Annotated in this window: 21 protein-coding genes and 1 pseudogene; 9 read left to right on the forward strand and 13 right to left on the reverse strand. The window is 68.0% G+C overall.

All coding sequences use genetic code 11. The features are described 5' to 3' along the window. The coding region (locus tag AC1DU6_RS04310; RefSeq protein ID WP_477856160.1) for a TonB-dependent receptor at nucleotides 1-1,848 on the forward strand (1,848 nt) is incomplete at its 5' end. A gap of 66 nt (nucleotides 1,849-1,914) precedes the next feature. On the opposite strand, the gene AC1DU6_RS04315 is transcribed toward AC1DU6_RS04310, so the two are convergent. The 7 genes from AC1DU6_RS04315 to AC1DU6_RS04345 form a co-directional block, all read right to left on the reverse strand. Continuing rightward, nucleotides 1,915-2,313, reverse strand: coding sequence for a VOC family protein (locus AC1DU6_RS04315; RefSeq protein ID WP_057297470.1), 399 nt, complete (start codon nucleotides 2,311-2,313; stop codon nucleotides 1,915-1,917). A gap of 110 nt (nucleotides 2,314-2,423) precedes the next feature. Further along, nucleotides 2,424-2,870 carry a nuclear transport factor 2 family protein gene (locus tag AC1DU6_RS04320; protein WP_477856161.1) on the reverse strand — a complete coding sequence of 149 codons (447 nt, stop codon included), beginning with the start codon at nucleotides 2,868-2,870 and terminating at the stop codon, nucleotides 2,424-2,426. Between the two features lie 26 nt (nucleotides 2,871-2,896). Further along, nucleotides 2,897-3,817, reverse strand: a complete 921-nt coding sequence (locus tag AC1DU6_RS04325; RefSeq protein ID WP_457325484.1) for an alpha/beta hydrolase — start codon at nucleotides 3,815-3,817, stop codon at nucleotides 2,897-2,899. Between the two features lie 25 nt (nucleotides 3,818-3,842). Next, nucleotides 3,843-6,464 carry a glycoside hydrolase family 3 C-terminal domain-containing protein gene (locus AC1DU6_RS04330; protein WP_477856162.1) on the reverse strand — a complete coding sequence of 874 codons (2,622 nt, stop codon included), beginning with the start codon at nucleotides 6,462-6,464 and terminating at the stop codon, nucleotides 3,843-3,845. A 192-nt stretch (nucleotides 6,465-6,656) separates the two neighbouring features. Continuing rightward, nucleotides 6,657-8,099 (reverse strand): cytochrome P450, encoded by a 1,443-nt coding sequence (locus AC1DU6_RS04335; RefSeq protein ID WP_477856163.1) that lies wholly within the window; start codon nucleotides 8,097-8,099, stop codon nucleotides 6,657-6,659. Between the two features lie 3 nt (nucleotides 8,100-8,102). Then, nucleotides 8,103-8,477, reverse strand: a complete 375-nt coding sequence (locus tag AC1DU6_RS04340) for a hypothetical protein (protein ID WP_457325851.1) — start codon at nucleotides 8,475-8,477, stop codon at nucleotides 8,103-8,105. A 77-nt stretch (nucleotides 8,478-8,554) separates the two neighbouring features. Next, nucleotides 8,555-9,958 carry an FAD-binding oxidoreductase gene (locus AC1DU6_RS04345; protein WP_477856164.1) on the reverse strand — a complete coding sequence of 468 codons (1,404 nt, stop codon included), beginning with the start codon at nucleotides 9,956-9,958 and terminating at the stop codon, nucleotides 8,555-8,557. 91 nt (nucleotides 9,959-10,049) lie between these two features. Here AC1DU6_RS04345 and AC1DU6_RS04350 point away from each other — a divergent pair, with 91 nt between their 5' ends. Both AC1DU6_RS04350 and AC1DU6_RS04355 read left to right on the forward strand, forming a co-directional pair. Further along, nucleotides 10,050-10,277, forward strand: a complete 228-nt coding sequence (locus tag AC1DU6_RS04350; protein ID WP_056190997.1) for a hypothetical protein — start codon at nucleotides 10,050-10,052, stop codon at nucleotides 10,275-10,277. A 40-nt stretch (nucleotides 10,278-10,317) separates the two neighbouring features. Next, on the forward strand, nucleotides 10,318-12,255 hold the full coding sequence (locus tag AC1DU6_RS04355) for a methyl-accepting chemotaxis protein (protein WP_477856165.1): 1,938 nt from the start codon (nucleotides 10,318-10,320) through the stop codon (nucleotides 12,253-12,255). A 9-nt stretch (nucleotides 12,256-12,264) separates the two neighbouring features. On the opposite strand, the gene AC1DU6_RS04360 is transcribed toward AC1DU6_RS04355, so the two are convergent. Then, nucleotides 12,265-12,912, reverse strand: a complete 648-nt coding sequence (locus tag AC1DU6_RS04360; RefSeq protein WP_457323792.1) for a TetR family transcriptional regulator — start codon at nucleotides 12,910-12,912, stop codon at nucleotides 12,265-12,267. Between the two features lie 126 nt (nucleotides 12,913-13,038). Between AC1DU6_RS04360 and AC1DU6_RS04365 the strand changes: the two genes are divergently transcribed. From AC1DU6_RS04365 to AC1DU6_RS04380, 4 genes are read left to right on the forward strand one after another with little or no spacing between them, the layout of a single operon-like run. Then, complete coding sequence (locus tag AC1DU6_RS04365) at nucleotides 13,039-14,124, forward strand: ferredoxin reductase (protein ID WP_477856166.1); 1,086 nt, start codon at nucleotides 13,039-13,041, stop codon at nucleotides 14,122-14,124. A gap of 2 nt (nucleotides 14,125-14,126) precedes the next feature. Continuing rightward, nucleotides 14,127-15,188: a fatty acid desaturase family protein gene (locus tag AC1DU6_RS04370; RefSeq protein ID WP_477856167.1), complete on the forward strand. Its 1,062-nt coding sequence runs from the start codon at nucleotides 14,127-14,129 to the stop codon at nucleotides 15,186-15,188. 46 nt (nucleotides 15,189-15,234) lie between these two features. Further along, nucleotides 15,235-15,819 carry a cob(I)yrinic acid a,c-diamide adenosyltransferase gene (locus tag AC1DU6_RS04375; protein ID WP_457323795.1) on the forward strand — a complete coding sequence of 195 codons (585 nt, stop codon included), beginning with the start codon at nucleotides 15,235-15,237 and terminating at the stop codon, nucleotides 15,817-15,819. A 15-nt stretch (nucleotides 15,820-15,834) separates the two neighbouring features. Then, complete coding sequence (locus AC1DU6_RS04380; protein ID WP_457323796.1) at nucleotides 15,835-16,251, forward strand: GFA family protein; 417 nt, start codon at nucleotides 15,835-15,837, stop codon at nucleotides 16,249-16,251. Here the strand turns inward: AC1DU6_RS04380 and AC1DU6_RS04385 are convergent. The 4 genes from AC1DU6_RS04385 to AC1DU6_RS04400 form a co-directional block, all read right to left on the reverse strand. Next, the gene (locus AC1DU6_RS04385) at nucleotides 16,248-16,553 is read right to left on the reverse strand and encodes a hypothetical protein (RefSeq protein WP_457323797.1); all 306 of its coding nucleotides are present in this window, start codon (nucleotides 16,551-16,553) and stop codon (nucleotides 16,248-16,250) included. The genes AC1DU6_RS04380 and AC1DU6_RS04385 overlap by 4 nt on opposite strands. Further along, the gene (locus AC1DU6_RS04390; RefSeq protein WP_477856168.1) at nucleotides 16,550-16,933 is read right to left on the reverse strand and encodes a phage holin family protein; all 384 of its coding nucleotides are present in this window, start codon (nucleotides 16,931-16,933) and stop codon (nucleotides 16,550-16,552) included. The genes AC1DU6_RS04385 and AC1DU6_RS04390 overlap by 4 nt, the downstream gene beginning before the upstream one ends. 7 nt (nucleotides 16,934-16,940) lie before the next feature. After that, nucleotides 16,941-17,249 carry an ElaB/YgaM/YqjD family protein gene (locus AC1DU6_RS04395; RefSeq protein WP_056191014.1) on the reverse strand — a complete coding sequence of 103 codons (309 nt, stop codon included), beginning with the start codon at nucleotides 17,247-17,249 and terminating at the stop codon, nucleotides 16,941-16,943. 94 nt (nucleotides 17,250-17,343) lie between these two features. Further along, entirely contained in the window at nucleotides 17,344-18,312 is a 969-nt protein-coding gene (locus tag AC1DU6_RS04400) for a helix-turn-helix transcriptional regulator (RefSeq protein WP_056191016.1), read from the reverse strand. Between the two features lie 194 nt (nucleotides 18,313-18,506). Between AC1DU6_RS04400 and AC1DU6_RS04405 the strand changes: the two genes are divergently transcribed. Together AC1DU6_RS04405 and AC1DU6_RS04410 are read left to right on the forward strand one after the other, a co-directional pair. Next, on the forward strand, nucleotides 18,507-19,553 hold the full coding sequence (locus AC1DU6_RS04405; RefSeq protein ID WP_477856169.1) for a PEP-CTERM sorting domain-containing protein: 1,047 nt from the start codon (nucleotides 18,507-18,509) through the stop codon (nucleotides 19,551-19,553). A gap of 155 nt (nucleotides 19,554-19,708) precedes the next feature. Continuing rightward, nucleotides 19,709-20,761 carry a hypothetical protein gene (locus AC1DU6_RS04410; RefSeq protein ID WP_477856170.1) on the forward strand — a complete coding sequence of 351 codons (1,053 nt, stop codon included), beginning with the start codon at nucleotides 19,709-19,711 and terminating at the stop codon, nucleotides 20,759-20,761. Between the two features lie 223 nt (nucleotides 20,762-20,984). On the opposite strand, the pseudogene AC1DU6_RS04415 reads toward AC1DU6_RS04410, so the two are convergent. Continuing rightward, nucleotides 20,985-21,120 (reverse strand): annotated as a pseudogene (locus AC1DU6_RS04415) (GNAT family N-acetyltransferase); the annotation flags it as partial.

Below are 21,120 nucleotides of genomic sequence, written 5' to 3' on the forward strand. Positions count from 1 at the left end.
ATCCAGGAGAACCCCATCCTGAAGGGCTTCCCCATCTTCGACACCGCCGCGGTGGAAGTCGTCGCCGGCCCGCAGGGCACGCTGTTCGGCCGCAACACGCCGGCCGGCGTCGTCAAGTTCGACTCCATCAAGCCCAGCCACAAGCAGGACGGCTACGCCAGCGTCACGGTGGGCAACTACGGCACGCTGAACCTCGAAGGCGCGGCCAACCTGCCCCTGAGCGGCGACTGGGCTGCCCGCATCTCCGCGCAAAGCCAGCGCCGTGGCGACTGGGCCGAGAACACCGCCCCCGGCGCCGTCACGCCCAAGACCGAGGGCTACCGCGACAGCGCCGTGCGCGCCCAGGTGCTGTACGAGCCGCACAAGCAGTTCAGCGCCCTGGCCAACCTGCACGTGCGCGACCTCAACGGCAGCCCGCGCCTGTTCCGTGCCAACGCCATCAAGCGCGGCACGAACGACCTGGCCGACGGCTTCGACGCCGAGAAGGCCGCCTTCAATGGCGTCAACGACCAGACCTTGAAGCAGACCGGTGGCAGCCTGCGCCTGAAGTGGTCCGTGCCCGGGCTGAACATCTACGCCATCAGCGGCTATGAGCATGTGAAGCCGCTGTCCCGCGGCGACATCGACGGCGGCGTGCCCGGCGCACCCGGCATCCCCTTCCAGTCCGAAACCGGCAGCGGCATGAACGGCCACCGCCAGCTGACGCAGGAAGTGCGCCTCGAGTCCAACACCGCCGGTCCCTTGAGCTGGCAGGCGGGCGTGTATCTCTTCGACGAGAAGTACACGATCGACAACATCACCTACAACACGACGACCCACGCCGACGTCGACCACATCTACAGCGCGCAAACCAACAAGGCCGGCGCGGTGTTCGGCTCGCTCAACTACGCCGTCAGCGATGAGCTCAAGCTGCGCGCCGGCCTGCGCTACACCAAGGACAAGAAGGACCTGTCCACCACCCACGCCGGCACGGGCCTGTTCAACACCTCCACCGGCACCAGCGCCAGTACCGACGACGGCAAGTGGAGCGGCGACCTGTCGGCCACCTACAAGCTCGACGCCGACACCAACCTCTACGCCCGCTACGCCAATGGCTTCCGCGCGTCGTCCATGCAGAACGCATCGGCCTTCGCCGGCCAATCGCAGGCCAGCCCGGAAACCGTCAACTCCTATGAAGTGGGCTTCAAGAGCGAACTGCTCAAGCGCACGCTGCGCCTGTCGGGTTCGCTGTTCAGCTACACCGTCAAGGACCTGCAGCTGACGGCCGTGGGCGGCAGCGTCAACGCCACCCGCCTGCTCAATGCCAAGAAGGCCACCGGCACCGGCGCCGAGATCAACCTCGAAGCGCTGATCACGCCCGACCTGATGGTCACCTTCGGCGGCTCGCTGAACAACACCAAGCTCAAGGACGCCGGCCTGGGCGTGCCTCCGGGCGGCTCGCTGAAGGTCAATGGCGCCTTCCCGACGGTGCAGGACCCCATCGTCGGTAACAACGCGATGGTCGACGGCAACTCGCTGCCCAACGCGCCCAAGTGGACCTACAACCTCACCGCGCGCTGGAGCATTCCTCTCGCCAGCGGCGACGAGGTCTACGTCTATACCGACTGGGCCTACCGCTCCAAGGTCAACTTCTTCCTGTACGAGGCCACCGAGTTCACGGGCAAGAGCCTGACCGAAGGCGGCGTGCGCGTGGGCTATCTGTGGGGCAACGGAAAGTACGAAGCCGCCGGCTTCGTGCGCAACGTGACCAACCAGATCCGCGTGACGGGTGCCATCGACTTCAACAACCTGACCGGCTTCATCAACGAGCCGCGCACGTATGGCGTGCAGTTCAAGGCGATGTTCTAAAGAGCGCTCGCCGAAGACAGGAACGCCGCCCTCGGGCGGCGTTTTTCATGGGCCTCGGTCGTCGGCTCAAGCCGTCTTGATGCGGTGGAGCGCGCAGAGCTTGTTGCCGTCCGGGTCGCGCACATAGGCCAGGTGCATCGCGCCGAGCGCCCCCTCGCGCAGGCCCGGCGGCTGCTCGATGGACTCTCCGCCGTGGGCCACCGCCACGTCGTGGAAAGCCTGCACCTGCTCGGGCGACGCGCACCCGAAGCCGATGGTGCCGCCATTGGCATGCGAGGCCGGCTCACCGTTGATCGGCTGGCTCATGCAGAACGTGCCGCCCGCATGGCGGTAGAACACCCGCTGGTGGCCCGAGGGCCCCTGGTTGCGAAAGCCCTCGGGCACGCCGAGCGTGCCGAGCACCGCGTCATAAAAGCGCTTGCTGCGCTCGATGTCGTTGGTACCGACCATCACGTGGCTGAACATGGGTATCTCCTCAAGAAAACGGCGAAAGCGCAGGATTGTGGTGAATCCCGCCTGGCCGCGCCGGGGATGTTTGTGGACGGCCCGATGCGAGGCGTCCTGATCACTCGGGACTAGGACGGCATGCGCGTGACATGGCTGACCACGATCGACCAGCGGCCATTGACCCGGATCAGCGTGTCGGTGAAGCGCACATCGACCGCGAAGGGCTTGCCGCCGGACCGGCCCTTCAGTGAGGTGATGCCCTGCACCACCGCCGCGTCGCCATACATGCGCGCCGTCATGCTGTGGTTCTCGAAGCGCTCATATTGCGGGTCGCCATCGCGCACTTCCTGGAGCGCCTGCGCCCGGCTCTGAACCTCGGCGTTGGTGCTGACGAGGTTGAACTCAGGTGCGAGCAGGCGTTCAAGCGCCGCCAGGTCGCGCAGGCGGAAGGCGTCGCACGCAGCCTGGGTCACTGCCATGGCTTCCTTCTCCGCGACCGAGGCGCCTGCCGCGGGGTTGATGAGCAGCGCGGCAGATGCCACGGCGGCGAGGCACGGGATGCGGAAGGTGAGCATGGCGAAGGTCTGGCGGCAACAGACCTCTACTTTGCCGCGCCGGCCTTCAGAAAGCCATTCACGTCCAACCAGCGGACGAAGGCCGGGAACCAGCCCTCGGCGGTCTTGCCCGGGTAGCCGAGCCCAAAACCATGGCCGCCGTTCTGGTAGAGATGGAATTCGACCGGCCGGCCGGCATCGAACCAGGACTTGACGACGCCCATCTGGCCGCGGAACAGGAAGTCGTCGCTGGCGATGACGTTGAACATCGGCGGCGCGTCCTTGGGCACGTCGACCGGCCCCATGCCGCCGTAGATCGGCGCGATGAAGGCGAGCTTCATGGTCTTGGAGTTGAGCGTGCTGTGCATCGTCAGGCCCGCGCCGGCCGAGAAGCCCACCATGCCCAGCCGCCTGGTGTCGACGCCCCATTCCTTGGCGCGCGAGAGGATGAGGGCATGGGCCGCTTCGGCGTCGGCAAGCTGGTTGGCGAGGTCGGGCACCAGTGAGCGCGGGTTGCCGTCGCTCGATCCGGCCGCGGTGAACATGCGGTTCATCGAGTCCTTGAAGCCGTCGAGCGAGTCCGGCGTCGGCTGCAGCCGGTACTTGAGGACGAAGGCGGCAATGCCCTGGTCGGCCAGCGCCTGGGCCACCTTCCAGCCCTCGTTGTTGATCGACAGCCAGCGGAAGCCCCCGCCCGGCGCCACCAGCACTGCCGCGCCATTGCCCTTGCCCGGCGCGGGCAGGTAGGGCGTCAGCGTGGCGGTGGTGACGTTGCGCACCATCGGCTCGCCCCACTGACGGAACCAGCTCTCGGCGGCCGGCTGCTTGTCGACGCCGCCGGTGCCGAGCGGGATGGCGCGTGGCTCGGCGGGCGCCTGCAGCGGGTGGATGGTGCCGTCCTGCGCGAGGGCGCATGTGGCAGCGGAGGCCAGCAGCAGGGCCAGCAAGGTGGAGAGAAGTGATCGCATGGTCGTTGTCCAACGAGTTGATGGGTTAATGCGGCAGCAGCACCTGGCGCGCCAGCGAGAAGGTCGCGCGTTCGACCGGAGCGCCGGTGTCCGGCTGGCCGCCGCCCACGCTGAGGCCATAGCTGCCAGGCATGACCTGGCGCACGCCGTCGCGGTCCACGAAGCTCAGGTCGCGGGCATCGAGCCGGTAGCTCAGCTCGCGCCGTTCGCCCGCCTTCAGATGCAGGCGCTGAAAGCCACGCAGCGCCAGGCGCGGCCCGCCCTCGAAGCGCGGCGGCGCCAGGTAGAGCTGGGCCACCTCGTCGCCATCGCGCGTGCTGGTGTTGGTGATGGCCGTGCGCACCACCAGGCCCACGTCCTTGCCGTCGTCCTGCACCTCGAGCTTGGGCGCCTCGTAGCGGAAGCTGGAATAGCTCAGGCCATGGCCGAACGGGTAGACCACCGGCTTGTCAAAGAAGCGGTAGGTGCGCCCGGCCATGCGGTAGTCGTCAAACGGCGGGAGGTCGCTCGCGCTGCGGTAGAAGGTCACCGGCAGCCGCCCCGCCGGGTTGGCCGCACCGCTGAGCACCTGGGCGATGGCCTGGCCGCCACCCTCGCCCGGGTACCAGGCCTGCAGCACCGCCGCCGCATTCGCCTGCGCCCAGGACAGGTCGATGGCACTGCCGCTCAGGTTCAGCACCACCAGTGGCTTGCTCCCCTGCGCCGCGGCCTGGAGATAGGCGCGCTGGTCCGCCGGCAAGTCCAGTGTCGTGCGGTCGCCTCCCTGGAAGCCTTCGATCTTGACGGGCATCTCCTCGCCTTCCAGGTCCGACGTCAGGCCGACGACGGCGACCACCACGTCAGCGCCCTGCACGGCGGCGCGCAGGTCAGCCAGCGGCTGGCGGGAAACGCGCTTCCAGACCATGCCGGGCGGCGCCCCGGCGCCGGACTCCGTCTCGAACTGCAGCGCATAGCGCTCGCCCTGCTTGAGGTCCACCTGCGTCAAGGCCACCGGCTCGGCCCATTGCGTCGGGCGCCTGGCCAGCGTCACATCACGGCCGGCGACGCGCACCTGGCCTTTGGCACCCGCAACGCCGAGTCGGTAGCTGCCCGTCTCGGGGGCGACGAAGAAGCCCGTCAAGACCACCCGCGTCACCTCGCCGGACTCGGGAAAGTCGCGCACGCGTGAGTCGAGCTGCGCCACGCCGTGGCTGGCGAAGGCCTTCTCCTGAAAACGGCGCTTGCCCGGCGCCACTGGGGAGCCAGGCTGGAGCTTGAAATAGCTGGCACGCAGCCCCGGGCTGCCGTCGGGCGCGACGAAGGCGCTGGCGGGCACCGGGTCGCCGTCGGTGATCGAGGGGCCGAAGGGCACGAGGCTGACCTGCGCCGCCGGGAACTGCTGGCGCAGGCCCTCGAAGACGGTCTGCGTCGGCCCGGTCTGGCCGGACGAGTAGTTGCCCCGCATCACACGGCGGGCATCGGCCAGCGGGCCGACGACGGCGATGCGGGCCGAGGCGCGCAGCGGCAGCACGCCGTCATTTTTCAGCAGCACCAGGCTCTCGAGCGCGGCGCGAAGCGCCAGCGCGCGCTGATCGGCCGAGTTGATCGCCTCGGCCTTCGGGAAGCTGCGCTCGCCCAGCCCCGGCAGATCGCCATTGCGCAGCCGCGCGGCAAACAGGCGCACCAGCGCGTTGTCGATGTCGGCCGCGCGGATGTAGCCGCGCGCCAGCGCCTGCTTGTAGCGCTCGCCCAGGCCCGGCGTGTGCGACAGCGTGGCGCCATTGCACTCGTTGTCCACGCCGGCCTTGAGGGCGGCGGCGGCTCCGGCCGGGGCGTCGGGCGCGTACTTGTGGTGGGCATGGATGTCGACGACGGCGTCGCAATCCGACACCACGTAGCCGTTGAACTTCCAGTCCTGGCGCAGCGTCTTCACCAGCAGGCTGTGGCTGGCGCAGGCCGGCTCGCCGTTGACCCGGTTGTAGGCGCACATGATGGAGCCGGCCTGCGCGTCGACTATTGCCGCGCGAAAGGCGGGCAGGTAGGTGTCCTCCAGGTCCTGCGCCGAGACCCACACGTCCACCGAATGCCGCGTGGATTCGGGGCCGCTGTGCACGGCGAAATGCTTGGGGCTGGCGATGACGTGTGGCAGCGCCGGGTCCGGCCCCTGCATGCCGTGCACGAAGGCCTTGCCGAGCGTCGCGGTCAGGAAGGGGTCCTCGCCATAGGTTTCCTGGCCCCGCCCCCAGCGCGGATCGCGAAAGATGTTGATGTTGGGCGACCAGGTGTCCAGCGCGCCGCCTATCTTGTTCGGGTTGGGCTTGCCGCGCCCCAGCGCGTAGACGGCCCGCACCTCGGTGCTGATGCTGGCCGCCACGTCCTGCATCAGGCGGTCGTTGAAGCTGGCGGCCAGGCCGATGGGTTGTGGGAAGTTCGTCGTCGCACCGGGGCCGAAGGCGCCGTGCAGCGACTCCGTCCACCAGTTGTAGGCCGGGATGTTCAACCGCGGGATGGCCGGCGCGCCGTTGAGCAGCTGCTCCGTCTTCTCGTCGAGCGTCAGCTTGGCGACGATCTGGCGGGCCTGGGCTTCGGCGTCCGTCTGCGGGCTGGCGACGCCCAGGCCGCTGAGGGCCAGGCCCCCGGCGAGGCAGGCGATGGAAAGGGTCTTCAACGGCGTCTCCATTTTTGTCGTTGCGCTAGATTGTGTGGTAGCGCAATCATTTGGACACCTGCTTTTCCCTGATTGACGCCATGGCGACCCCTGCGCAATCCACTCGCGCCCTCTATGAGAATGCGCTCAAGTCCGGGGCGATGAATTCGACGGTGTGATCGATACCAGAATCGATATCTGGAGGCTCAGCCGTCACGCAGCGGCCGAGCGCCGTGCCAGTCGCATCGACAAGCCCACGGGCCCCATCGCCAGCTGCAGCAGCTCACGCGGCGCCTGGCCGTCGGGCGTATCCACCGCCGTGATGTCGAAGTGCCGCAGCAGCGTGGCCATGGCCAGCTTGATCTCCATCAGCGCCAGGTAGCGCCCCGGGCAGATGCGCGGCCCGGCACCGAAGGGCATGCTCAGCCGCTTGGCTGCGCCGGCCTGCTTGGCATCCACCAGCCAGCGCGCGGGGTCGAAAGCGGTCGCGTTGGTCAGGTGGCGCTCGCTCGTGGCATCGCGCCGCATGACGGCCATGACGATCATGCCGGCCTGCACCTGCACATCGCCCACACGCGCGTCGCGCATGGCCTGCATGACGTTGATGGGCGCCACCGGCCGCAGCCGCATCGTCTCGTGCGCGCAGGCCTCGACGAAGTCCAGCGCGCCGAGCTGCTCCAGCGTCGGCAGCGCGGCCTCACCACAAATGCGGTCCACCTCGGCCCGCGCCTGGGCCAGCGCGTCGGGGTGCTGCCACAGCAGCCAGATCATCCAGGCCAGCGTGTTGGCCGTCGTGTCCTCGCCGGCAAGCAGCATGGTCAGCACATTGCCAGCCACCTGCTCGTCGTCGATGCCGCTGCCGGGTTCGTCGGCCGCCACCAGCATGCCTTCCAGCAAGTTGCCGGGCTCCTCGCGCAGCCCCGGGTTGGCGGCCATCCGTGCCCGCGCTTTGGCGACGAAGCCCTGCACCGCCACGTTCACCTCAGCGACGCTGTGCGTGAGTGCGCGGTCCTCGGCCGAGGGCCACCAGCGCCACAGTGGCAGCGGCGCAAAGATGCGCTTGAACAGCATCGGGAAGATGCGGTTCAGGTGCTGCTGGATGACGTCCTCGTCGGACTGCAGCGTGTTGACGTCCTCGCCAAAGGCCAGGCCCGCCACCGCGTCCACCGTGAAGCGCATCAGGTCGGCCTGCAGCTCGATGCGCCGGTCCTCGCGCGCGGCGATCTGCCAGCGGCCGACGAGGCGCTCGGCCACGCGCAGCAGGAACGGGTAGTAGCGCTTCACATGCACCGGGCCCAGCCCAGCCATGACCATGCGCCGCTGGCGCTTCCAGGCCTCGCCGTTGGAGCCGAACAGGCCCGCGTTCAGCCCCATCTCGCGGCCGATGTCCTCCAGCCGCTGCGTGCGCCGAAAGCCATCAGGCCGGTCGCGCAGTGCCGTGCTGATCAGCTCGTGGTCACCGACGATGACGAGGCGGCGCTTGCCCAGCCTGAGCCTGAAGATCGGCCCGAACTCCTCGCACCAGGCCTCCACCTGCTGATGCACCCGCGTCGAGTCGATCTGCAGCAGGTTGCCGAATACCGGCACACCGCGCGGGCCGGGCAGGTCATCGAACTGGCGCAGCGCGCCAACGGGAGGGGCGGCAGTGGTGTCCATCGGCTAAACCTTCTCCGGCTTCCAGCGTGGATGCAAGGCATGGATAAGCTCATCTACACGGCTCGTATAACGCTCTCGTGCGAGTAAGTGATCCTGTTCGTCCTTCTCTTTTCGTAGGGTGTAGTACGCGAACTCGTAGCAAGCAATGATCCATGGAAGCACTCTCGCTTCACCTATGCCTCTATGGAAGTAGAAAAGGTAGATCGTTGCGGCGGCAAGGAGAGCCACCCGTAGATACATGAAATAGCGGCCACGCTCGACCTGCTCTCGCGTGGGGCGACTGCACCAGATGCCGCCGGCTTCAGGCGGCAACCTCTTGAAATTCTCGTCCGTCGACTCTCCATAGAGGAGCAACTGGCGAAGCTCAGTTGGTGTCATTTGCTGGCCTCAGCATGGGTTCGAATGACTACCTAGTGTGGCCCGATTTGCTCAAGGCACGACACACAGGAAACGGCTCAACCCGCAAAGATCTTCCCCGGATTGAAGATGCCCAACGGATCCAGTGCCTGCTTCACCGCGCGCATCAACCCCACCGCTTCCTCGCCGGTCTCGTCCAGCAGGAAGCCCTGCTTGTGCAACCCAATCCCATGCTCGCCCGTACACGTGCCTTCGAGAGCAATCGCCCGCGCCACCATCTGCGCACTGAGCCGCTCGGCCGTCGCCAGCTCTTCGGGGTCGACCGGGTCCAGCAGATAGGCCATGTGGAAGTTGCCGTCACCGACATGGCCAACGATGAAGTAGGGCAGACCGGCGGCTTCGACCTCGGCGATGGAGGCGTTGATGTTCTCGGCCAGGCGCGAGATGGGCACGCAGGTGTCCGTCGTCACCGCGCGGCAGCCGGGGCGCATCTGCAGGCCTGACAGATAGGCGTGGTGGCGCGCGGTCCACAGCCGCGTGCGCGCCTCGGGCGTCGTGGCCCATTCGAAGGCTTCGCCGCCGAAGTCCGCCGCCACGTCCTGCACGGTGGCCGCTTGCTCGGCCACGCCGGCCTCGCTGCCGTGGAATTCCATCAGCAGCATGGGCGCCTCCTTCAGGCCCAGCTTGTCGTGCGCGTTGACGGCCTTGATGGCGTTCGCGTCCAGCAGCTCGCAGCGGGCGATGGGCACGCCGATCTGGATGATCTGCATGGCCGTACGCACGGCCGCGTCGATGCTGGGGAAGAAGCAGACCGCGGCCGACACGGCTTCGGGCAGCGGGTGGACCTTGACGGTCAGCTCGGTGATGACGCCCAGCGTGCCTTCGCTGCCAATGACCAGGCGCGTCAGGTCGTAGCCGGCGCTGCTCTTCTTCGCGCGCGAGCCGCTGCGGATGACCTCACCACTGGCCGACACGAAGCGCAGCGCCAGCACGTTCTCGCGCATCGTGCCGTAGCGCACCGCGTTCGTGCCGCTGGCGCGCGTGGCGGCCATGCCGCCCAGGCTGGCGTCGGCGCCGGGGTCGATGGGGAAGAACAGGCCTTCGTGCTTGAGCGCTTCGTTGAGCGCCTTGCGCGTGACGCCAGGCTGCACAGTCACCGTCAGGTCCTCGGCGTCGATGCGCAGCACCTGGTTCATGCGCGACACGTCCAGGCTGATGCCGCCCTGCACGGCCAGCAGATGGCCTTCCAGCGACGAGCCGGCGCCGTAGGGAATGACGGGCACGCGGTGCAGGGCGCACAGCGCCACCACGCGCGCGACCTCGGCCTCGTTTTCGGCAAAGACGACGGCCTGCGGCGGTGGTACGTCGAAGACGGATTCGTCGCGGCCATGCTGCTCACGCACGGCCAGGGCGATCGAGCAGCGCTCGGCGAAGTCGGCACGCAGGCTGTCCAGCAGCGCGGCCGGGAGTGGGGCGGGCGAGAAGGATTCGGGCGCGTTCATGGCCAACTCCAGGGGGTCAGACAAGGATTGTGTTGCAGTGCCCCTCGCATGGTGACAGCATGGGGCACACAGCGAACCCCGGGAGACCTGCATGGACCCGACCCTGACCTGGCTGCTGCTCGTCGCGGCCGTTGCCCTCATCGCTTTCGGCGCGGTGCGCTTCGATCTGCTGGCCGCGCGCTGGCGCGAGGTCTTCGGTCACCCGCCACCGCCCCACGACGCCCCGCCCGCGCCGCGCTGGACGTCGGCCCAGGGTTTCAAGCCGCATGAGGCACCCGTGCACAAACCGGCCTTCCACCGCAGCGGCCGCCGACACTGAATCGGCGCCGCAGCAGGGCCTTGCCAACGAGGAGAACGCCATGAGCCCGACGACCACTCTGACGATCAGCCGCAAGCTGATGCTGCTGACCCTGCTGGTGCTGGTGGCCATCAGCATCCCTTCGGCCTTCCAGGTGCGCCAGGCGCGTCAATTGGCTCAGGCGGCGCAGGGCGAGCTCGAAGGCCTGGCGCCCGCGCGGACGCTCGTGCGGCTGGCCCAGCTGACCCAGCAGCACCGCGGTCTGTCGGCTGCCGTGTTGGGCGGCAACGACTCGGTGCAGACGGCACGCTCGGCCAAGAACGCCGAGGTGGTCAAGCAGGTTGCCGCCGTCGACACCATGCTGAAGGGCGATGGCGCGAACGACGCAATGCGCCAGACCTGGCAGGAAGCGCGCACGCGCTGGGACAGCCTGTCCAGCCAGGTGGGCGCCAAGGGACTGAAGGCGGCCGAGAGCAGCACCCTGCACGCCCAGCTCATCGCCGTCTATTTCAAACTGCTGGACCAGCTCGTCGACCAGTCCGGCCTCATCCTCGACCCCGAGGCCGACACCTATTTCCTGATCAGCGCGACGCTGACGCGGCTGCCCATCGCCACCGAGGCCCTGGGCCAGGCGCGAGCGCGTGGCGCCGGCTTTMTGGCTGAAGGCAAGATCGGCCCAGAAGGCCGCACCCTGCTGGCCGGCCTCGTGCAGCAGGCCGCCGACCAGCATGCCGGCATGGGCACGGCCTTCGACAAGAGTTTCGCCGTCAATGCCGACCTCAAGAGCCGGCTGGGCAGCAAGATCGCCGCACTGGACGAACAGGTGCGCGGCTCGCTGAAGCTGACCCGCGACGAGCTGATTGCCAAGGAGGAGCTGGYCTACGCGGCGCCCGACTACATCGCCAGCTACACCCGCACCATCGACGCGATGTATGTCGTTGCCGAGGAGGCAATGGATGCGCTGGACGGCATGCTCGGCGCGCGCGTGTCCAGCCTGCGCACCAGCAGCTGGGTCGTCTTCGGCCTGCTGGCCTTCATGCTGGGCGCCGTCTTCCTGCTCGCGCGCGGCATCTCGCGCAGCATCACCGTGCCGCTGCAGCATGCCGCCGGCCTGGCCCAGCAGATCGCCGAACGCGACCTCAGCGGCGACGTCATCGTCAGCGCGCGCGACGAGATCGGCCAGCTGACGATGGCGCTGCTGGCCATGCGCGACAGCCTGTGCGGCGTCATCGGCGAGGTGCGCAGCAATGCCGGCGAGGTGGCGCAAGCCTCGCAGGAACTGGCCTCGGGCAACCGCGACCTGTCGCAGCGCACCGAGCAGCAGGCTTCGGCGCTCGAGGAAACCGCCAGCTCCATGGAGCAGCTGACCGCCACCGTGCGCAGCAATGCTGATCAGGCCGGCGACGCCAGCAGCCTGGCCCAGCGCGCCTGCACGGTCGCCATCTCGGGTGGCGCGGCCGTCGACCAGGTCGTCAGCACCATGGGCGCCATCGAGGCCAGCAGCCGGCGCATCGAGGAAATCATCGCCGTCATCGACGGCATTGCCTTCCAGACCAACATCCTGGCGTTGAACGCCGCCGTGGAGGCCGCGCGGGCCGGCGAGCAGGGCCGCGGCTTTGCCGTCGTCGCGTCGGAAGTGCGCGCGCTGGCTGGCCGCTCGGCCGAGGCTGCCAAGCAGATCAAGGTCCTCATCTCCACCAGCGTCGGCCAGGTCGAGGACGGCGCCCGCCTCGTGAAGGGCGCCGGCGCAACGATGCGCGAAACCGTCGACGCCATCCGCTCTCTGGCCGAGCTCGTCACCAGCATCAGCCGCGCGTCCAGCGAGCAGAGCACCGGCATCGGCCAGATCAGCGAGGCCGTCTCGCACATGGATCAGCTGACGCAGCAGAACGCCGCGCTGGTGGAGGAAACCGCCGCCGCCGGCATGAGCCTGCAGCAGCAGGCCGAGAAGCTGTCGGGCCTGGTCAACACCTTCCGCATGCCGGTCGCCCAGCGCTGAGGGGCGGGCTCAGTCTGGGTTGACCCGCCAGGCCGCCGCGCCCAGCAGCACCACCTGCAGCTGCTGCACGAAGTTGTCCATCATTTCGGCCTCCAGCAGCGGCTGCTGGGGCGGCAGGTCGAGCATCTCGGGCGCTGCCGCCAGCATGGTGTTGACGATCAGCCCGCACACCATCTGCAGCGTGGCCGTGGGCATGTCGGGGTAGGCGCCGATGGCGCGGAAGTCCTGCGCCATCTCGTTGGTGAAGTGGCGCACCTCGTTGCGGATGGCCAGGCGCAGGATGCGGCTGCCGCCACCGCGCTCGCTGCTGATGAAAAGGAACAGCAGCCGGTGCTGCTGCACATAGCTGCAATAGACCTCGACCGACACCCGCACGCGGTCGGCCGGTGCCGCGCCGCCCTGGCGCGCCTCGCGCAGCAGCCGGCGCAGGCTGATGCCCACCTCCTCCACCAACGCCAGGCCCAGCTCGTCGGTGTTGCGAAAGTGCCGGTAGAAGCCGTTGGGCACCATGCCCGCCTCGCGGGCGATCTCGCGGATGCCCAGGCTGGTGAAGCTGCGCCCCTCGCCCATCAGCGCGAGCGCGGCCTGGGTGAGGCTGGCACGGGTCAGGTCCTTGCGCTCGGCGCGGGAAAGCTTGTCGGCGGGGGTGTCGGACATGGCAGGTTATTTTGTGAACACTCGTATCGTAGCTTCACCCGCTTGACTGCCTATTTGTACACAGCATGGCGCACCGCCCGGGTTTAGTGGCTTGTATGTTTGTGTACAAACGTACACAATGCAACCATGYAAACGCACCTCCCCACCCGCCTAGAAGCCCTGACTCGCCCGCTGCGCGCCGCGCTGCAACACCCCTGGGTGGCGGCCATCGTGCGCGAGAGCGCGGTCGAGGACAGCCTGCAGGCCCTGCACCCGCTGCTGTCCCTGCATCAGGTGAAGGCCCGGGTGGTCAAGTGCATCGCCGAGACGGCCGACACCCGCACGCTGGTGCTGCGCCCCAACGCGATGTGGCGTGGCGCCCGCGCCGGGCAGTTCGTGTCGCTGACGGTGGAGATCAACGGTCGCCGGCACGAGCGCATGTACTCGCTGACGTCGCGCCCGGGCTCGCGCCTGCTGGCGATCACGGTCAAGCGACAGGGGCGGGTGTCCACGCATCTGCATGAGAGCGTGCGCGTGGGCGATGTGCTGACGCTCGGCCCGGCGATGGGCGAGTTCGTGCTGCCCGCCGTGTGGCCGGACAAGATCCTGCTGCTCAGCGCGGGCAGCGGCATCACGCCGGTGATGGCCTTGCTGCGCGAGCTCCAGGCACGCGGCGCGGCCGACCGTGTGGTCTTTGTGCACAGCTGCCGCAGCCCGGTCGAACAGATCTTTGCCGCCGAGCTGGCAGCCATGCCGGGGCTGCGCCTGATTCAACACTTCACCACCAGCGTCGGCCATCTCACGCCAGCCGATTTGCAGGCGCAGGTGCCCGACCTGGCCGAGCGCGCCACCTGGGTGTGCGGCCCCGCCGGGCTGATGGATGCGATACACGCGCACTGGCAGGCGCACGGCACCACCGCGCCGCTGCACAGCGAACGCTTTGCCGCCGCGCCGCTGGCGGCCGAGGCCCTCAGCGCCCCGGTGCGCGTGCAGCTGCTGCGCAGCGCCACCGGCTTCGCGTCGCTGGGCGCCGCGCCGCTGCTGAACCAGGCCGAGGCCGCCGGCCTGGCACCCAAGCATGGCTGCCGCATCGGCATCTGCCGCTCCTGCCAATGCGTCAAGCGCAGCGGCACGGTGCAGCACCTGCACACGGGCGAGCTGTCCAGCGCGCCCAACGAATTGATCCGGCTGTGCGTCAGCGCCGCCCGCTCCGACCTCGAACTGGACCTTTGATCATGCACTTCCTGACCCGCTCCCAAGTCGACGAGTTCCAGGCCGAACTCGACACCATCCGCGCCGGCGTCATGAACTCCCTCGGCCAGGCCGACGTCGACCACATCCGCAAGATGATTGCCATCTGCCGCGCCAGCGAGGTGGGTGGCCGCGCGCTGCTGCACTTCGGTGTCGGCCCCTTGAGCTGGATCGCCGGCGTGCTGGCGCTGGCCCACGCCAAGATCCTGGACAACATGGAGATCGGCCACAACGTCATGCACGGCCAGTACGACTGGACGGGTGACCCAGCGCTGAACTCCCAGACCTTCGAGTGGGACATCGCCTGCGACGGCGAGGCCTGGCGCCATTCGCACAACGTCACCCACCACACCTACACCAACATCCTCGGCAAGGACCGCGACCTGGGCTACTCCCTGCTGCGCATGACGCCCGAGCAGAAGTGGAAGCCGCGCCACTGGCTGCAGCCGCTGGCCAACCTGATGCTGGCCCTGGGCTTCCAGTACGGCGTCGGTTCGCATGACCTGGAGCTGGGCCGCTACAAGCACGGCGCCATCCCCAAGCCCGTGTTCAAGGAGCGCTTGAACCGCTTCCTCGGCAAGGTGGGTAAACAGTGGTTCAAGGACTATCTGCTGTTCCCAGCGCTGGCGTTGTGGAGCGCGCCGCGCGTGCTGGCCGGCAACTTCGCGGCCAACCTGATCCGCAACCTGTGGACCTATGTGGTGATCTTCTGCGGCCACTTCACCGAGCATGTGGCCATCTACCGGCAGGAGGACTGCCTGAACGAGACCCGCGGCGACTGGTATCTGCGCCAACTGGCCGGCTCCAGCAACCTCACCGGCGGGCGCTGGTTCCACATCCTCACGGGGCACCTGAGCCACCAGATCGAGCACCACCTCTTCCCCGACATGCCGGCGCACCGCTACGTCGAGATCGCGCCGCAGGTGCAGGCGCTGTGCCGCCAATACGGCCTGCGCTACAACACCGGCAGCCTGTTCAAGCAGTACCTCACCGTGATGAAGCGCATCCTGGTCAACACCTTGCCACCCAAAGCGGCCGTGGCCTGAAGATTCAGGCAGGATGCAGGTCCGATCACCGACCTGCACCGCCATCATGGGCAACCGACTTTCACAGATCGCCACCCGCACCGGCGACGACGGCACCACCGGCCTGTCCGACGGCAGCCGCGTGCCCAAGACCCATCTGCGCGTGCAGGCCATGGGCGACGTCGACGAGCTGAACTCCAACCTCGGCCTGCTGCTGGCCGAACCCCTGCCCGACGACATCCGCGACCTCATCGTCACCATCCAGCATGAGCTCTTCAACCTGGGTGGGGAGCTGTCCTGGCCCGGCGGCGAACTGCTGAAGGACGCCGCCGTGCTGCGCCTGGATGAAGCGCTGGAGCACTACAACGAGCATCTGCCGCGGCTCAAGGAATTCATCCTGCCGGCCGGCACGCGCAGCGCGGCGATCGCCCATGTCTGTCGCACGATTGCCCGCCGTGCCGAGCGCGCCGTCATCCAGGTGGCCGCCACAGAGGCCGTGCGCGCAGCGCCGCGCCAGTACCTGAATCGCCTGTCCGACCTGCTCTTCGTGCTGGCTCGCGTGCTGAATCGCGCCAATCTCGACGGGCTGGGCGGCGACGACGTCTACTGGCAGAGCGAGCGCATGAAGCGGCTGGACGCGGCCGACAACTGAAGCCCAGGGGCCCATATGCAAATCACCGGTCAATGCCACTGCGGCGCCATCCGTTTCTCGGCGACTGCCGATCCCGCCAAGGTCTTTGCCTGCCACTGTGCCGACTGTCAGATCATCTCGGGCGGCCCCTTCCGGGCGGTGGTGTCCATACCGGTCGAGCAGGTCGAGCTGCAGGGCACGCCCAAGCAGTATGTGAAGGTCGCAGCCAGCGGCAACCGCCGTGCACAGGCCTTCTGCGGGGATTGCGGCACCCAGCTCTTCGCCACGGAAGCCGACGTACCCAAGACGCTGAACATCCGCCTGGGCTGCGTGAACGAACGTGCCCAGCTCAAGCCCGTGGTGCAGGTCTGGAAAGACTCGGCCATGCCCTGGCTGCCTGAGTTGGACAGCACCCCGGCTCACATGCGCGGCCGCGACAGCCCGCTAGCCTAGCGCTTGCGCCGGCCCCAGACCTTGTAGGCCAGCCAGGCCCAGCGCAGCCCGCGCCAGAGCTTGCCGCGTCGGTCTGCCCCCGCGCCGGCAAACAAGGCCGCTCCGCCGCCGGCCGCGGCGAGCACGATGGGGTTGGACAGCAGATCGCGCCAGGCCAGGATGCGCAGCACCCAGCCGTCAGCGCGCTGGCCGACATCGTCCACCGACAACGCAGCCTGGCCGCGCATCAACTCGGAGGCCAGCAGCAGATTGGCCTTGCGCTCGCTGCGCAGAGCCGGGTCGGCCGGGATCCTGGGGATCATGGCCCTGGCCGGCGCAGCGCTTCGGCGTCAGCGCRCAACTCACCGATGCTGGACTGGAACAGGCTAGCCGGCTGATCGATCAGCTTCTTGACCTTGAGCACGGCGACGACGGCCGCAGCGATCAGAACGACCGTGCCGCCGCCCAGAGCCAGCAGCCGGTGATCGTCCCAGAAGGCGACCGTGATCAACACCAGCCCCATCAGCAGGCCAAAGCCCGCCAGCAGCGCGGCCAGCACCGCCCAAAGCAGCAGGCTGGCGATACGCTCCTTCTCCTCCTGGGCCTCGATAGCAAACAGCTCAAGCCGAATGCGGCTGAGCGTCAGCAACGACACCCCGAGCCGCCGCAGCGGCGCGGAGACGGGTTCCTTGGCGTCGCTCAAGCGGGGCTCAGCGGCGGCCGATCAACACGCCAATCGCAAGGCCCACGGCTGCCGCGGCACCGATGGCCTGCCAGGGGTTGGCATGCACATAGTCGTCGGTGGCGACGGCGGCATCCTTGGCGCGCTGGAGGGCTTCATGCTGGGCGTCCAGCAGCTTGTCCTTGGCACCGGACAGCCGGTCCTGGATGCGGGCGCGCAAGGCCTTCACCTCGCCGTCCGCCTTGTTGGTCGTGGCCGTCATCAGCGCGTCGATGTCTTCCATCACCGCACGGAAGTCCGAGGCCAATTTTTCCTTTGCCTGGCTGGTATCACTCATCGCTGGCTCCTTGATCGGGGGATCAAACACGCTTGCAGCCTAACGCGATTGGACATGGCCTGACATGCCCCACCACGATTGAAGCGGGCTTGTCCTACAAGGCCGCGGCCGCTTGCCGCAAGCGCTGCGCATAGGCCTCGCGCAAGGCGGCCGGCGCCAGCACCTCCACCTGGCCGGCATGGCGCAGCAGGTCCATCAGCAACTCGGTGTCATCGACATAGGGCAGGCGCAGCCGCCAGCGGCCGTCGGGCAGGAATTCGCTCTGCTGGGCCGGGTGCCATTCCTCGCGCGACACCCAGGCCGCCGTGCCGGCGCTGAAGACCAGCTCGGCCTCGCGCGGCGTGCCACCGGCGAAGATGCCGTAGCCCTGGTCGAGTTCGGCTTCCAGCTCAGCCAGGGGCACAGGCCGGGCGTCGGCGTCCAGCAGCGTCGCCGCCTCGATGCCGTCCAGGGCAAAGCGGCGATAGGCGTCGCTGGCATGGCACCAGGCATCCAGATACCAGGCGTGGCGATGATGCACGAGGCGCTGGGGCGAGACCTCGCGTTCGCTGCCCGCCCCATCGCGTTTCTTGCGGTAGCGGATGGCCAGGCGCTTGCGCTTGACGACGGCGCTGCCCACGGTCTCGAAGCTGTCGCTGGCCATGCGCCGGCGTGCGGTGCCAATCAGCCTGACGCGCCGCCGCAGCTCATCGGCCTCGGCCGCATCCACGCCCAGCATGCCGGTGATCTTGTCGAACATGGGCTGCAGGTGGCGGCCCACGACACCCTGCTCATCCAGGCCGGCCAGCATCTGCTGCATGGTCAGGAGGGCGTGCAGTTCGGCCTCGTTGAACCAGACCCCCGGCAGCTCATGCTTGCCGCCACGCCACTGCTGGCCGAAACGGTAGCCGTTCTCGCCGGCGTCGTACTCGATGGGCGCGTCCAGCCGCTCCCGCAGGTAGGCCAGGTCGCGCTTGAGCGTGGCCGGCGACACCTCCAGCGCCTCGATCAACTCGGCGAATGACACGCAGCCGCGGGAGCGGATCAGCTGCTCGATCTTGTAAAAGCGTTCGGTGCGGTCCATTCGGGTTTTCTCAGTGCCCCGACCGCTGGCATCTCTGCACACTCGGCGGGCTTGAATCGGCCAACAAATCAATAGCCTGCTTCACGGATGCCAAACATCCGGGAGCAGGCAGGGAGAGTGACATGAATCCGTCGACATCATTCTTGCGTCAAATCTGCGCGGGACTTTTCTGGGCAGCCCTTGGCGCCGAGTGCATGGCTGCAGCGCCGACCTATTCGGTCACACCGCTGGCCGTGCAATCGCTATATCCCACCAGCTATGCCAAGGACCTCAACAACGCCGGCCAGGTGACTGGGCTGGCCTATCTGCCCAATGCCAATGGCGCGACGTATAGCTTCCTGTACGGCAGCGGCAACACGGTAAACATCGGCGGCCTGGGCGGGACCAATCCGCTGGGCAACGGGTACAGCCCCACCGACGCCCAAGCCATCAACGACGTCGGCCAGGTGGTGGGCGGGTCCTATTCCAGCAGCTATCCCGACATCCGTGCCTTCCTCTACAGCAACGGGCAGATGACCGACCTGGGCACGCTGGGCGGAAGCTTCAGCCAAGCCTACGGCGTCAACAACGCGGGTGAGGTCGTAGGAATGTCGGTCACCGCCGGCAACAAGAACTCCGCGACCTTCCTCTACAGCGGCGGGCAGATGATCAATCTGGCCACCCTGGGCGCCAGCTTCACCGACGTCACGGCCATCAACAACCACAGCCAGATCCTCGGCACTGCCGGCGGCCATGCGGCCATCTTCAGCCAGGGCGCAATGACGGACCTCGGCACCTTGGGGTCGGCCCTCAGCATTCCGGCGGCCATCAACGATGGGGGTCAGGCCACCGGATATTCCTACACCGCGGACAGCTTCACTCGCGCCTTCCGGTACAGCGGCGGGCAGATGATCGATCTGGGCACCCTGGGCGGCTCCTACAGCCAGGGCAAAGACATCAACGCCGCGGGCGACGTCGTTGGCATTTCCAACAACGGCATCGACGGCTTCAGTCATGGCTTCCTCTACACGGGGGGCACCATGTACGACCTGAACAACCTGGTCGGCTCGTCCGACTGGCTGATCGGCACGGCCCAGCGGATCAACGACAACGGAACCATTCTTGCGTCCGGCTGCCATCAGCAGCAGGGCTGCATGTCCTTGCTCCTCAGCGTGACCAGCGTGCCCGAACCGGGCTCGATGGTCCTGACCCTTGCGGGAGTCGCCGTGGTGGGCGCCAGGCTGCGCCGGCGCCGCGGCTGAGTTTCCGTCGGCCTTCCGAAGGGCACCTTACGGTGCCTTTTTTTATGCGCATCTGATTTTTTTCACAGGGTAGATCACCTATTGAGCTACCTGGCTCACAAACTGATATCCAAGGCCCGCGACTCTCAGGCGTGCCTCTCAATCAGGAGTCAGTCATGCAAGCCGTCATCAACGCCCAGATCGCCCCCCGCCTCCAGAGCAGCCCGCTGGTCCAGTTCGACCTGGACATGGACGACACCCCTGCTCTGGTCAGCGCCCACGAGCGCACCGGCCTGGCCCTGGGCCGCGACTACGCCCTGCATGGCATCACGCCGCCCATCGCCCATCTCTACCCGCAGTCGCCACTGCAGCGCGGCTGGCTGGCCTCACGTGGCCGCCCGGTGCGCACGCCTGCCAGCCCGCAGGTCGAGCGCTGGCTGGCCCTGCGCACCCACGCGTGGGCACGCGGCCGCAGCTTCGAGGACATCCAGCTCACGCCGCACCATCTCGCCCAGCTGGAAACCCAGCACTGCCCCATCAGCCGGGAGTTGCTGGACGGCGAGAGCACCAGCATCGACCGCGTCCGCGACGATGCCGGTTACGCGGCCGGCAACCTGGCCGTCATGAGCCGCCGCGCCAACCGGGCCAAGGGCCACCGTGGCTACGCTGCGCTGGCCGACATGGCCGCCAGCTGCGCCGCCGGGCCCATCACGCGCATTGGCGGCCTGGCCGAGGCCGAGTGGCAGCGCCTGGCCGTGCTGGCCAGCTTTGTCACACCGCTGAGCCACGAGCAAGCCGCGCTGATCCCGCTCCACGTGCTGCCGCCCAACCGGCTGCGGCTGTTCAACCCCATCCAGGCCCTGCAGGCCCTGGTCACGCGCCAGCTCGCCACGCCCGGCTGGAGCGCCCGCCTGAGCCGCCTCGAGGCCCTGCTGCCCACCGACACGCTGCGCACCGACTTCAACCGCTTCCTGCTCGCCCTGGCCCCTCGCGTGCTGGCGGCTGCCGAGCTGCAGGAGCCGCATCAGATCCGCTGGGCACTTGAAGATGCCTGGACCCTGCCCCTGGTGCAAAAGCGCTGGGCCCGCTTCGCGCTGCAGCTGACGGCCGAGCAGGCGGAGAACCTGGTCGAGCGCGCGGCCGCCAAGAAGCTCAGCCCCGTGCACATCCAGCGCCACGACGACGCCACCGATGGCTGGGCCCTGGCCACTGGCGGTTACGCGGCTTGAAATAGGACCCCTCGTCCAGTCTCGCCCTGCTGAACGCGGGCGCGCCTGACCGGTCCCCCGAGGGGACGGCGACGCTTGCGGCGTTGAGCCGCAAGCACTTCGCCAGCGCGGGCCGGCTAGGGAGCGGCCCGGCGCTCGGCCCGGAACACCCAGATACCTTGACGACAGCACCAAGGAAAAGACAAAGCGCCCCGCAGGGCGCTTTGCTCACGGTGCGATGGCCTCAGACGAGGGAGCGATGCAGTCGGATCTCTTCGACACGCGCACCGCCGACTTCGGAGGTGCGGGCGCTGCCGAGTTCACGCTTGAAGCCGGCCAGCTCAAAGAAGCGCAGGGCGCGCTCGTTGCGCAGATAGCAC

Source organism: Roseateles sp. P5_B10 (assembly GCF_056400485.1).

Excerpts from the sequence above, each read along its gene's own strand:
- AC1DU6_RS04350 (WP_056190997.1), top strand. The coding sequence starts at position 10,050 with ATGGACCCGACCCTGACCTGGCTGCTGCTCGTCGCGGCCGTTGCCCTC.
- AC1DU6_RS04325 (WP_457325484.1), bottom strand. The coding sequence starts at position 3,817 with ATGCGATCACTTCTCTCCACCTTGCTGGCCCTGCTGCTGGCCTCCGCT.
- AC1DU6_RS04335 (WP_477856163.1), bottom strand. The coding sequence starts at position 8,099 with ATGGACACCACTGCCGCCCCTCCCGTTGGCGCGCTGCGCCAGTTCGAT.
- AC1DU6_RS04380 (WP_457323796.1), top strand. The coding sequence starts at position 15,835 with ATGCAAATCACCGGTCAATGCCACTGCGGCGCCATCCGTTTCTCGGCG.
- AC1DU6_RS04395 (WP_056191014.1), bottom strand. The coding sequence starts at position 17,249 with ATGAGTGATACCAGCCAGGCAAAGGAAAAATTGGCCTCGGACTTCCGT.
- AC1DU6_RS04400 (WP_056191016.1), bottom strand. The coding sequence starts at position 18,312 with ATGGACCGCACCGAACGCTTTTACAAGATCGAGCAGCTGATCCGCTCC.
- AC1DU6_RS04385 (WP_457323797.1), bottom strand. The coding sequence starts at position 16,553 with ATGATCCCCAGGATCCCGGCCGACCCGGCTCTGCGCAGCGAGCGCAAG.
- AC1DU6_RS04405 (WP_477856169.1), top strand. The coding sequence starts at position 18,507 with ATGGCTGCAGCGCCGACCTATTCGGTCACACCGCTGGCCGTGCAATCG.
- AC1DU6_RS04370 (WP_477856167.1), top strand. The coding sequence starts at position 14,127 with ATGCACTTCCTGACCCGCTCCCAAGTCGACGAGTTCCAGGCCGAACTC.
- AC1DU6_RS04375 (WP_457323795.1), top strand. The coding sequence starts at position 15,235 with ATGGGCAACCGACTTTCACAGATCGCCACCCGCACCGGCGACGACGGC.
- AC1DU6_RS04315 (WP_057297470.1), bottom strand. The coding sequence starts at position 2,313 with ATGTTCAGCCACGTGATGGTCGGTACCAACGACATCGAGCGCAGCAAG.
- AC1DU6_RS04345 (WP_477856164.1), bottom strand. The coding sequence starts at position 9,958 with ATGAACGCGCCCGAATCCTTCTCGCCCGCCCCACTCCCGGCCGCGCTG.
- AC1DU6_RS04410 (WP_477856170.1), top strand. The coding sequence starts at position 19,709 with ATGCAAGCCGTCATCAACGCCCAGATCGCCCCCCGCCTCCAGAGCAGC.
- AC1DU6_RS04360 (WP_457323792.1), bottom strand. The coding sequence starts at position 12,912 with ATGTCCGACACCCCCGCCGACAAGCTTTCCCGCGCCGAGCGCAAGGAC.
- AC1DU6_RS04340 (WP_457325851.1), bottom strand. The coding sequence starts at position 8,477 with ATGACACCAACTGAGCTTCGCCAGTTGCTCCTCTATGGAGAGTCGACG.
- AC1DU6_RS04320 (WP_477856161.1), bottom strand. The coding sequence starts at position 2,870 with ATGCTCACCTTCCGCATCCCGTGCCTCGCCGCCGTGGCATCTGCCGCG.